Genomic DNA, 11,995 nt, shown 5'->3' on the forward strand with positions numbered 1-11,995 from the left:
CACCGCGAGAGAAAGGCTGGGAACTATGGAAAACAAGGGAACTCCATCGAATTTCATTAAGAACATTGTAATCGAAGATTTGCAATCAGGCAAAGTCAAGCAAGTCATCACAAGATTCCCGCCAGAGCCGAACGGATATCTGCATATCGGGCATGCCAAATCGATCTGTCTGAATTTCGAGCTGGCCCATGAATTTGGGGGACGGACGAACCTTCGCTTTGATGATACGAACCCTGCCAAGGAAGATACTGAGTATGTAGAGGCCATCAAGGAAGATGTGGCTTGGCTCGGTTTTGAGTGGGATGGTTTGTTTTTCGCTTCCAATTATTTTGAAGAGATGTACAAGCGTGCGCTTATTTTGATTCAAAAGGGCCTGGCTTATGTAGATGATTTAACAGCAGAGCAAATTCGCGAAGCCCGTGGAACGCTGACCGAGCCTGGCAAGGAAAGTCCATTCCGCAATCGCAGCGTGCAGGAGAACACAGAGCTGTTCGAGCGTATGCGCGGCGGGGAATTTAAGGACGGAGAGAAAGTGCTTCGCGCCAAAATTGATATGGCTTCTCCAAACGTTAACTTGCGTGACCCGGTCATTTATCGCGTTGTGCATACTCACCACCATAATACTGGAGATGCTTGGTGCATTTATCCGATGTACGCCTTCGCCCATCCGATTGAGGATGCCATTGAAGGTGTGACACACTCGATTTGTACGCTGGAATTTGAGGATCAGCGCCCTTTCTACGATTGGATCGTTCGCGAGTGCGAAATGGAGCAGGTGCCAAGGCAGTATGAGTTCGCCCGTCTGAATATAACGAATACCGTGATGAGCAAAAGAAAGCTGAAGCAGCTTGTCGATGAACAGGCCGTAGATGGCTGGGACGATCCGCGCATGCCGACGCTGTCCGGGCTTCGCCGCAGAGGCTATACACCTGAGGCGATCCGCAGTTTTGTCCGCGAGATTGGTGTGTCCAAAAGCAACAGTCTTGTTGATGCCAGAATGCTGGAGCATTTTATTCGTGAGGACCTTAAGCTTAAGGCGTTAAGGACGATGGCGGTGCTTAAGCCTTTGAAGGTGGTCATCACAAACTATCCAGAGGATCAAACGGAGCTGCTGGAAGCTGAAAATAATACGGAAAATCCGGAGATGGGCAGCAGGCAGATTCCTTTTTCCAGGGAGATCTATATTGAACAGGACGATTTCATGGAGAACCCGCCGAATAAATACTTCCGGCTTTTTCCTGGCAATGAAGTGCGTCTCAAGAATGCCTATTTCATTAAGTGCCATGATTTCGTCAAGGATGAGCAGGGGAATGTGGTTGAGCTGCACTGCACGTACGATATTGAGACCAAGAGCGGTAGCGGCTTTAATGCCCGTAAAGTGAAGGGGACTATTCATTGGGTGGATGCTAAGCATGCGGTGCCCGCTGAGTTCCGGTTGTATGAGCCGCTTATTATGGATGACACTCAGGGAGATAACGAAGGGGGAGAAGAGGCTTCTTTCCTGGATAATCTCAACCCGAATTCACTGAAAATCATTGAGGGCTTTGTGGAAGACAATATGAAGGAAGCTAAGCCGCAGGAAAAATTCCAATTTTTCCGTCATGGTTATTTCAATGTTGACCCTAAGTATACAGTAGCTGGCCGGCCGGTATTTAATTTGATTGTATCGATGAAAAGCTCTTTTGAGGTATAGAGGGTAAAGCTGTTTTTTGCTAAAAAGACCGCTATCCTTATGAATGACTCACGTGAATCCCATGATGCAGGTAACATCTTGCACACCGATTGCCCTTCTCATTAATAGACTGGTATATAGCTATGTATGGAGGAGGAGTCAAGCAAATGCGGATGAAAGCAATAAAGATGCCTACAGGGGAGAGACGTTTTCTTCTTAAACGCCGCAAACAAGATAGTAAGCCGGCGAGAAAGCCTGACAATCGTTATGTATCCGTGAAGGTGCTGAGAAAAGTTGCCTTGAACATGCTCCCGTTTTACAGGAAAATTGCCTGCAACAGGGTGTTTTCGGTCAAATGGGCAAAAGCGGTCAGAGAGGCGGACCTGGACACGATGTTGAAGATGTTCCGGTCCGTGGTCTCTGTACCCTTGTCTTCTTTTGCAACCAATGCGATTGGTTACTTTATAGATTTTCCTTTTTCTGAGCCGATTGGCCCTTATACGAATGCTACCTCGCTTCGTCCTGGTACGACCCAGTTCACCTTTAACAGTACCATTCATCAACATATCGCCAAAGCGATCCTTCCATTGTATACGGAAATTATCCGCAATCCACATTACACGGCATTAATTGTAAGAGCTATTCGCAATAATAATCAAGCTTTCCTTGATCGGCTCATCCGTAGTAAAGTTATTACGAAACGGCTTATATCGATAGACATTGATTATTCTGGGATGTTTCTAGGTTTTCGTTATCCGGCCAGTAAGTTTGTATATTACAATCAGTTTTTTCGCGAGAGGATTTTGTAAGAGGCACGACGCTAGCCCTTTCTCCTAACAAAATTCCAATGAAATTCCATTGAAGTATCCATTAAAAACAAGTTAAGGAAATAAATCCCTTTTCTCGTGCCGGAATTGCTTCGAATTCATGTTATTATGGGAAATCCATTAAGATCTCAACCTGCCACGGGGCAAAAAGATGCATATGTACATCATTTTTGGACCTAAATGACCTCGGTAAAGGAAATTCCTGCAAATCTGCAGGTTCTCTACCGTCTCTTGTCCGTTTGACCACTTCAAGTGGCTATTTTCCTGCACAATTGCAGGAATTCTCGCTAAATAACCGATTTTGGGTGAAAAATCCTGCACTTTTGCAGTATTTATATGGCTTTACAAGACTACAGTCAGATGGACGGCTTTTTCTGCATTACCGCTTAAAAAAGACAATCCCGCGAGCGTAATCGCAAGGGATTGTCTTTTTTGCGTGCAGAGCAGCTTAAGGTACAGATATTCATTGTGAAGTGGATTCTGAAGGAAGCTGGAGTCAATTTCCCTATCTGAGAATCACGAGCTTCATAAGTATTATTTTACGGATAGTGTCTGGACAGCTTTAAAGTTAACATTTTCCATCTCTACAGGTACTCCCTTGGCAATAGCCGTACCATCCGCACCATCCGCAGCATCTGAGATATCCGCTTTGGCAGCTTCCAGTTCAGTAATTTGCACCGTATACTGCTTCAGAAGCTGGGCAAGTGCAGCCTTTATTTCTGCCGCATTTTGGGACTCTACAGCTTCTGCCAATTCAATCTGAGCCTTGAAGAAGGCCTTTAATTCGCCAGAGGCTTCTTTAAGTTCGACGGCTTGTACTGAAGCTGTTCCTGAAGCTACTCCTGAAGTTGTTCCTGATGTTACTTCTCCTAATGGTCCTGCAATCTGAAGTGCTTCTCCATCTGTTTCGACTGGTGTGGAAAGTATGGATTTATCGATTTTTTTCGCAAGGCTTTCCATGTTTACTTCGGAAGCAGGGACAGCAGCTAATGTGGCTATAGAGGCAACGGAAACATCTACTTTCGACAGGGATAAGTTATCCGCTTTGTCTGTCTTTAGGGAGGCGAGGCCACTGGAAGTTTTAAGGTCAGTTATGGAGAAGCCGATAAGCTTATTGTATTTCTCCAATGCTTTTTCCCAGTCGCTGACGGTGTCTGGGGCGTACTTTTTAGCTAATTCCAGAGGATTACTCAGGGTGAGAGTTGAAGCAACTGTTGAGATTTTATCTGACTTTGTAATGGTGTGGGCGGATGTTATATTTCCTTGCTTAGATCCATTGTCGGCATTGGCAACAGGGGCAGCAGCGATAGCGGATAGCAGTAGAGCGGACAGGGCGACGTTCTTGAATTTTAGGCTGTAATTCATTTTTAACACTCCTCGTAATTTGGTTTGTCTTACAGTTATTACTTTACCGAATGAGTGTGGCACAAAATGGGTCGGTTTGTGGAAAAACAATGGCATTGCCCTCGCGCGAGAGTCTTGATCCGACAAAATACGTCATTTTTCCTCTTTGACTTTGTATGCAGCATCATTTTAGCTGTTCCGTTAGTTTGGTGCAGGAATCTCCGCCTTCCACAGCGAACCCTATATTTTATTACGCTTTGGCTTTATTACGGATTGGCGAAGCAATGGATCTTGGGAGGTAGCGGCGGTGCTGATAAAACGTTTTGTTCCATATTCGCTTAAAAACCGGTTGACCATCATGTTGATTGTGGCGATCATGATTCCGCTTGCACTGATTGGTACTATATCTTATGCTTCGATATACTCTGTTCTGGAGAATAAAGCCGAACGGGGCGTGCGAAGCAATCTGCACCAAGTGATGCTGTCGCTGGGGGGGACGCTGGATCAGCTTAATCATGCCTCGCAGCAGCTGGCTCTGGACGGCCGGATAGGCAAAAATCTGGATCGGTATCTGAGTGCTGACGTATATGAAAAAAAGCAGCTTCACGATGAAATCAAAAATGAGCTCAGTCTGGTTACATTTACCAATCCCTCTATGGGCCTCGCTTTTTATTATTTTGCGGATTCGGGTACCGTTATGTTTGAGAATTACAGTATTGAGAAGGATGTTGATATTCGCAAGCTCCCCGTTCTATCCAAGTTCGGCACGATATCGTATAATGGACCACATCGCTCTCTGAATCCCTGGGATGGGCATCAGGTGTTTTCAATCGTCCGTGCTATGAATTTGACCGACGAAGAAAATGTATATGTGTATATAGAAACGAACTTTAAGCTGGCGGAATCGCTCTTGAACATGGATCAGTCGGCGGCTGATACAGCTCATTTAATAGTGGATACCGAAGGGCGGATATTATTCAGTGAAGATGAGGAAGCGTTTCCTTCCGGCAGCCTGTATGCAGTTGATGAGAGGCGGCAGAACGCTTACGCAGGGCATTACTTTTTCGAGGAATTGAATGATAAACAAAGCTGGAAGCTTGTAGCTGCCATTCCCAAGGCCTCCTATGACAGAGAGCTTCGAAGCTGGCTGCTGCAATTTGCGTTGTTGACGGTTTTGTCGCTGGCTGTTGGCTGTCTGGTTGCGTGGATTTTATGGCGCACGGTGTACACACCGCTGAAGAAGCTATCGCAGGATATGAGGCTTGTGCCGTATTCTTCTCCGCAAAGCAGCGGGAGGACCGCTACGATTATGGAGTTCGACCGCATTCACAATGGTTTCGAAGCTATGCGCTCGCGGATCGGAGAGCTGCTCATGGAAGCGGAGCAGAGAGAGCAGCGCAAAGCAAGACTGGAGGTGGAGAAGCTGCTGTACCAGATAAATCCCCATTTCCTCTATAATGCGCTCGATACAGTCCGCTGGCTGGCGAGAATGCGGGGGGAGAAGGAGATTGACAAGCTTGTATCCACGTTGAATAAAATCCTTCATTATAATTTGAACAAGGGTGAAACCGCGCAAATACGCGACGAGCTGGAAGCGCTCCATAATTATATGTCGGTACAGTCTGTCCGCTATCATTTTCAGTACGAGATAGATTGTCAGGCTGAGGAAAGCATGCTCGACTGGGTCATACCGCGGTTTATTTTGCAGCCACTGGTGGAGAATGCGCTTCTTCATGGTCTTAAAGATGACGGGAAGATCTGCGTCCGTATTGCGGCTGAAGACTCCAATGTGCTGATCGAGGTTAGGGACGACGGTGTCGGGATGACGGAGGAGCAGCTGCGGAAGCTTAGGGATGAAGAGGCGGATAGCGCTCCCGGCGCCGGCTTCGGTATCGGACTCAATTATGTGAGGAAGGTCGTCGCTCTTCAATTCGGAGACCGCGCCAAGCTGGCAATCGACAGCAAGCCGGAAACGGGGACGATCATCACGCTCCGGCTGCCTAGTATACAGGAGGGGGATGACAATGCTTAATGTGCTTGTTGTAGATGATGATCATTTGGTAAGAACCGGGTTTATCACTATTATGCCTTGGAGCAGACATGGTTTGCGGGTCGTTGGGGATGTCAACAACGGAGAAAAGGCGCTGGCCTTTCTCCGTGATAATCCGGTTGATTTATTAATTACGGATTTGTCCATGCCGGTCATGTCGGGCATCGAGCTTATGAGGCAGGCCAGGCGGCTGCTGCCAAGGCTTCGCATGGTGGTGCTGACTTTTCATCATGAATTTGAATATGCCCAAGAGGCAATCCGCCTCGGTGCACTTGACTATATTACGAAGGTAGAGCTGGAAGAAGATCGCATGGATGAGGTGCTCCAGCGGATTGTACTGCGGATTGCGGAGGACGAGCAGACTAGCGGAGCGGGTAGCGGCCCTGCTGCGGATGATTTCTATGAAGATCCTGCTGCTTTGGCTGCTTCTCCCTGGAAAGGGCCTGTAGAAACAGGAAAAAAGGAGCTGCAAACGCTGAAGGAAAAATGGTGCTCCTTCGATTGGATGGTCGATGACGAACGGTTCGCTCTGCTGCTTGGGGAGATGTTGGAGAGGCGTCTGACTCCCGAACGCGTCGAGATGCTGTTCGAGGCAGCCGTATCCCAATGGGAGCGGATCCTTCCGGAGCTTCAACCCTATATGGAGATGGAGGGGCTGCATACCTGGCAGCAGTGGACGGAATGGCTGAAGCGGCTGCGTCTTATGGTTAGCGAATCCACACAAACGCTTCCCTATTCATCTGAAGTAGTGAATTGCATCATGAAAGCGCAGGCTCATATCCGCGACCATCTGGAAGAAGAGCTGCAGATGCCGCAAATTGCCAGGATGGTAGGCATGAGCCGAAGCTATTTCAGTCGCTGCTTCCATGATATCTCAGGCTTTACGTTTAACGATTATATCCGGGATCTGCGAATCGGGAGGGCCAAGGCGCTGCTCGTGCAGACGGACAAATCCGTTGGCTGGATTGCTGCCCAATCAGGCTACCCGAACGTCAAATACTTCTCCAAGGTGTTCCGTGGTGCAACAGGACTGCTGCCGAGCCTTTACCGTAAAGAGGCAAAAGGGCAAAAATGATACGAAAACAGGTGTAATCTTATCTACTGGGTTGCGCCTGTTTTGCAGTAGAGACAATAATGGTGGAAAAGAAGAGATCAATGTGGCCCCATTGAGGTGTAGACTACCCTATACTAAAAACAGGTTCATAACCAATACATCCGAAGAGAGGGCGCTAAATGAAGGGGAGCAAATGGGGTAAAGGAATCGGAGTCATCATGGCTATTCTGCTCGTTGCAATGATGGCGGCTGCATGCAGTGGAAATAAAGAGGCTAACAATCAGCCAGCAGAATCGCCAACCCAAGCAGATAACGGGAACGGAAAAGCTGGACAGGAAGAAACGCAGGGGGAAGAAGCGTTCGATTATTACAGGTATAAGGAACCCGTCGAAATTACGATTGTTAAGGATGTTCCGCCAGATTTAAAGCTGCCCGAAGGAGAAACGATTGAGGACAATTCCTTCTCGCGCTTCGTCAAAAAGCATACGAATATAGACTTTAAAGTGGCTTGGTACGCTACAGGACAGGATTTCGTGCAAAAACAGCAGCTGGCGATTGCAAGCAACGACATCCCGGATGTGATGCTGGTCGATGAAACAACATTTCGTCAATTGGCTGCTGCAGAGCAGCTTGAGGATTTGACCGAAGTGTACAACAAGTATGCGCAGCCGCAGCTGAAGAGCAAGTACGAAGCAACCCAAGGTGTAGCATTAGCCAAAGCGACCTATGACGGCAAATTGATGGCGCTTCCTAATTTAAGCGGGCTTGCTGAATCCATCAGCCTATTATGGGTACGGCAGGATTGGCTGGATAAGCTGAATATCCCTGCACCCAAAACTGCCGATGATGTGGAAGCGATTGCAAAGGCGTTCGTCCAGCAGGACCCTAATGGAAACAACAAAGCGGATACAGTGGGCTTGACCGGATCAGGTGCGTCATTGTACTCGAATGGCTATGCAGGCATGCATGATTTCACGGGACTTTTCGCTGGCTATAACGCTTACCCTGGCCTTTGGCTGAAGGGGGAGGGCGATTCGATCGTATATGGTTCAACAACACCGGAGACAAAGGCAACGATTGCCAAGCTGCGCGGCATGTACGCGAATGGGCTGATTGACAAGGAGTTCGCGCTGCGCAAAGACCCGAATCAGCTCGTATCGAACGGAGAAGCAGGCATGTTCTTCGGTCCTTGGTGGGCGCCATGGAATTTGTCGGAATCGATTACGAATGATCCGGCAGCGGATTGGAAGCCTTATTGGATTGCTGATGCGGAAGGCAAGCTGAACACGCATATGGTACCAATCAGCTCTCACTTCGTCGTTGTCAAAAAAGGCTTCAAGCATCCTGATGCCGTTATGACCTATATTAACTGGTACACAGGCGGAGACAGTCTGAAGAGTGAAGACGAGAAGGAAAGAGCCCGCGCTCAGCAGCGTTTGGATGATTTTCAGGCGCTGGATCCGACTTTAATCATTGCCCTGTATCCCCTGTATACGACTTATGTGGACACAGATGTGGTAGAGAAGACCAATATTAAGCTGAAAAAAGCAATTAGCGGTGAAATAAAGCCGGAAGACATGGAGCCTGGAGACCGGATCGTATACGAGCAGTGGCAGCGGGATAATGCCAAACCGAAGAGCAATGCGGCTGATTGGCCACCACCATACGCTTATCTGAACGGCGGGGATGCCGTCATGCAGCCCGTGGACCGGAAAGTATTCAACGAGTATACGGCTACGACAAAAACCATGCAGCGCAAATGGGCTAACCTGCAGAAGCTGGAAACCGAAACGATGTATAAAATCATTATGGGTGAAGAACCACTAGAAGCATTCGATACCTTCGTAGAAAAATGGAAGAGCCAAGGCGGAAACGAAATTATCGCGGAGATCGAAGCTGAGTTGAGCAAGCAGAAGTAGAATCAAATAAGATGGGGGCTGGCGCCAATTGTGACTGAGCTTTGGGCTTAGGCATATGGCGCTGCCCTGTAATGCCAAAATGGGGTGAAAGAGGCCGTGAGATACCGGACATTTGAGAAACATTACCATCTGATGCTGCTGCCTGGTATTATACTGCTGTGCATTTTCAGCGTGATACCGATGTTCGGGTTGATTATCGCATTTCAGGATTTCAAGCTCGGTTTCGGTGTCTGGAGATCGCCCTGGATCGGACTTGAAAACTTCCAATATATGCTCCAGATGACGGATAGCAGGATTATCTTTTATAATACGATCTTTCTTGCCAGCTGCAAAATTGTCGTGAATTTGTTTACACCTCTCGTGTTTGCGGTGCTCTTAAATGAGTTGCGCTTGCGGATGTTCAAACGCTGGGTGCAAACGATCGTATACATTCCGCACTTTCTATCATGGGTTATTCTGGCCGGAATTATCGTGGAGATGCTGTCGCTGGACGGCATTGTCAATCGTGTTGTCCGTTTGTTTGGCGGAGAGGGAATTCTCTTTCTGGCTAGCAATGCCTGGTTCCCGGCACTTATTGTGACCAGCGATGTGTGGAAGGAATTTGGCTTTGGAGCAATTATTTATTTGGCCGCACTTGCGGGCATCAGCCCTTCGCTATATGAATCGGCAGCAATCGACGGAGCGACACGAAGACAGCGCATGCTGTATATTACGCTTCCCGGGCTGCTGCCAACTGTTATTTTGATGGGCACTCTGAGCATTAGCAATATTTTGAACGCAGGATTTGATCAAATCTTTAATTTGTACAATCCTCTGGTGTACGAATCGGCGGATATTATTGATACTTACGTGTACCGGGCAGGGCTGCTGCAGGCGCAATATGGTCTGGCGACCGCTGTTGGATTGATGAAATCGGTCATTTCATTCATTTTGATTATTTTCTCTTATGCTTTGGCTTACCGGTTTGCCAATTATCGAATTTTCTAATACTCAAAAGTAAAGCAGGTGAGCAGTTTGGTTGAGAGCCGAACGATGGCTTCGCGATTAGCGGATGCAGCACTGATTATCCTCATGACGCTTATTGCGTGCATGTCTTTAGGGCCGATCTGGCATACAGTAGCGGTTTCTCTCAGCGACAAAGCGTTTGCTGCGGCGGGACGGGTCACATTCTGGCCGGTAGGATTCAATATTAGCTCCTATTACATCATTTTGTCAGATTCGTCTTTCCTTCGGGCATTTATGATTTCGGTCAAACGGGTAGCGTTGGGTGGAGGGGTCAACTTCGTGCTTTGCGTGCTGATGGCCTACCCGCTGTCCAGGTCGTCCCGGGAATTCCGCTACCGGAATGTGTATATGTGGTTTCTTATTTTCTGCATGTTGTTTAACGGTGGCATTATTCCGCTTTATATTTTGATGAAGTCTTTGGGTCTTTTTAATTCCATATGGGCTCTTATTCTGCCTGGAGCTGTGCCTGTCTTCAATGTCATTTTGCTGATGAATTTTTTTCGCAGCTTACCGAAGGAGCTTAGTGAGGCCGGGTATATTGACGGAGCGGGACCTTGGTATATGGCTCTTAGAATTTTTATTCCTTTGTCCACGCCTGCTTTGGCTACGATTACGCTGTTCAGCATTGTTACGCATTGGAATTCGTTCTTTGATGGATTGATTTTCATGAGGACACCTGAGCAGTATCCGCTGCAGACGTATATTCAGCAGTTAGTCGTGCAAATCAGCGCGCAAAATATTGATCATACCAAAATGGATTTACTCGCCAAGCTATCGAATCAGACCTTGAATGCGGCTAAGATCGTTGTCTCCATTGTGCCGATTCTAATCGTATATCCTTTTCTGCAAAAGTATTTCGTTCATGGAATTATACTAGGTTCCGTTAAGGAATAAGTAATCATTAAAATGATAGGAAGATAGGATGAATGTGCAATGAGAATTGGAATTATTGGATACGGGCTTCGGGTCCGTCATGTATTTGAAGAGTTGTCCAAGGTGGATCCGGAGTGCCGGATCACGGCTGTCGCCGATCCCCGTTGGGAGGAGTTCCAAACACAGATGGCGGATGGCAGGGGTGCAACTGATGGCACGAATAGTACGAGTGGAATGAATGGAATGAATGATACCACCTGGTATGAGCATGCAGATGAGATGCTGGAGAGCGAGGAGCTGGATGGTGTCGTCATTGGCACCCGCTGCAACCTGCATACCGAGATGGCGCTAACGGTGCTTGCTCGCAATTTACCTCTATTTCTCGAAAAGCCTGTAGCAACGACTTATGAGGATTTGTTTCGTTTGAAAAAAGGCTACGAGGCTTCCCGTTCACAAGTCGTGGTGTCATTTCCGCTGCGCAATACACCTCTAGTCGAGCTGGCCAAACAAATCATCGATTCGGGGCAGATTGGCACGGTGGAGCATGTGCAGGCTGTGAACAACGTTCCTTATGGAGGCGTGTATTTCCACAATTGGTACCGGGATGAGCGTATAACTGGCGGCCTTTTTCTGCAAAAGGCTACCCATGATTTCAACTATATCAACTACTTGCTCGGTCTGAAGCCGGAAGCGGTATGCGCGATGAAATCGAAGCAGGTTTTCAAGGGGAGCCATAAGGCAGGGCTAAAGTGTGTGGAGTGTGAAGAGAAGCATACTTGCCCCGAAAGCACGATTGTTAGTCAGGTCGGAGATTACTGCTGCTTTGCAGAGGATACTGGCAATGAGGATTCGGGAAGTGCGTTGATCCGGTATGAATCAGGCATGCATGTTTCTTATTCACAGAATTTTTTCGTCCGTCGGGATGCCGGAAGGCGTGGGGCCCGTCTGATGGGCTACAAGGGAACGATGGAGTTCGACTGGTATACAGGAGAGTTAAAGGTTTATATGCATCACGAGCCTCGTGTAGTCACGCATCGGCTTGATATAAATGCTTACGAGGGGCATGGAGGAGGTGACGCTAAGCTTCTACACAACTTTGTTCAAATCATGAAGGGCAGGGAACAATCCAAAACCACGCTTGAAGATGGTCTGCTCAGTGCGCTAACCTGCTTGAAAGCGAATGAATCAGCCGTAACGAGTACGTTCCGCACGATTGAATGGGCACGGTAAGGAAAGCTTGCCATCGGCAAG

At 47.7% G+C, this 11,995-nt stretch carries 9 protein-coding genes; 8 read left to right on the plus strand and 1 reads right to left on the minus strand.

Translation table 11 applies throughout. The features are described from left to right. Positions 1-25: 25 nt before the first annotated feature. Both J2Z66_RS10110 and J2Z66_RS10115 read left to right on the plus strand, forming a co-directional pair. A complete protein-coding gene (locus J2Z66_RS10110) occupies positions 26-1,693 on the plus strand; it encodes a glutamine--tRNA ligase/YqeY domain fusion protein (RefSeq protein ID WP_209971425.1) in 1,668 nt (555 codons plus the stop codon). A gap of 146 nt (positions 1,694-1,839) precedes the next feature. Beyond that, positions 1,840-2,481, plus strand: a complete 642-nt coding sequence (locus tag J2Z66_RS10115; protein ID WP_245375428.1) for a hypothetical protein — start codon at positions 1,840-1,842, stop codon at positions 2,479-2,481. A 552-nt stretch (positions 2,482-3,033) separates the two neighbouring features. On the opposite strand, the gene J2Z66_RS10120 is transcribed toward J2Z66_RS10115, so the two are convergent. Further along, positions 3,034-3,990 (minus strand): hypothetical protein, encoded by a 957-nt coding sequence (locus tag J2Z66_RS10120; protein WP_209971269.1) that lies wholly within the window; start codon positions 3,988-3,990, stop codon positions 3,034-3,036. Between the two features lie 160 nt (positions 3,991-4,150). Here J2Z66_RS10120 and J2Z66_RS10125 point away from each other — a divergent pair, with 160 nt between their 5' ends. The 6 genes from J2Z66_RS10125 to J2Z66_RS10150 all read left to right on the plus strand — a co-directional run bounded on the left by J2Z66_RS10125 (position 4,151) and on the right by J2Z66_RS10150 (position 11,974). Beyond that, positions 4,151-5,875: a sensor histidine kinase gene (locus J2Z66_RS10125; protein ID WP_209971270.1), complete on the plus strand. Its 1,725-nt coding sequence runs from the start codon at positions 4,151-4,153 to the stop codon at positions 5,873-5,875. Then, positions 5,868-6,968 carry a response regulator gene (locus J2Z66_RS10130; protein WP_209971271.1) on the plus strand — a complete coding sequence of 367 codons (1,101 nt, stop codon included), beginning with the start codon at positions 5,868-5,870 and terminating at the stop codon, positions 6,966-6,968. The genes J2Z66_RS10125 and J2Z66_RS10130 overlap by 8 nt, the downstream gene beginning before the upstream one ends. Positions 6,969-7,126: 158 nt before the next feature. Beyond that, positions 7,127-8,866, plus strand: coding sequence for an extracellular solute-binding protein (locus J2Z66_RS10135; protein ID WP_209971272.1), 1,740 nt, complete (start codon positions 7,127-7,129; stop codon positions 8,864-8,866). Positions 8,867-8,962: 96 nt separating this feature from the next. Further along, positions 8,963-9,853: an ABC transporter permease gene (locus tag J2Z66_RS10140; protein WP_209971273.1), complete on the plus strand. Its 891-nt coding sequence runs from the start codon at positions 8,963-8,965 to the stop codon at positions 9,851-9,853. Positions 9,854-9,880: 27 nt separating this feature from the next. Continuing rightward, positions 9,881-10,765 (plus strand): carbohydrate ABC transporter permease, encoded by an 885-nt coding sequence (locus tag J2Z66_RS10145; RefSeq protein WP_209971274.1) that lies wholly within the window; start codon positions 9,881-9,883, stop codon positions 10,763-10,765. A gap of 39 nt (positions 10,766-10,804) precedes the next feature. After that, complete coding sequence (locus J2Z66_RS10150; RefSeq protein WP_209971275.1) at positions 10,805-11,974, plus strand: Gfo/Idh/MocA family protein; 1,170 nt, start codon at positions 10,805-10,807, stop codon at positions 11,972-11,974. Positions 11,975-11,995: the final 21 nt, after the last annotated feature.

The organism is Paenibacillus eucommiae (genome assembly GCF_017874215.1).
Lineage (GTDB): Bacteria > Bacillota > Bacilli > Paenibacillales > NBRC-103111 > Paenibacillus_AI > Paenibacillus_AI eucommiae.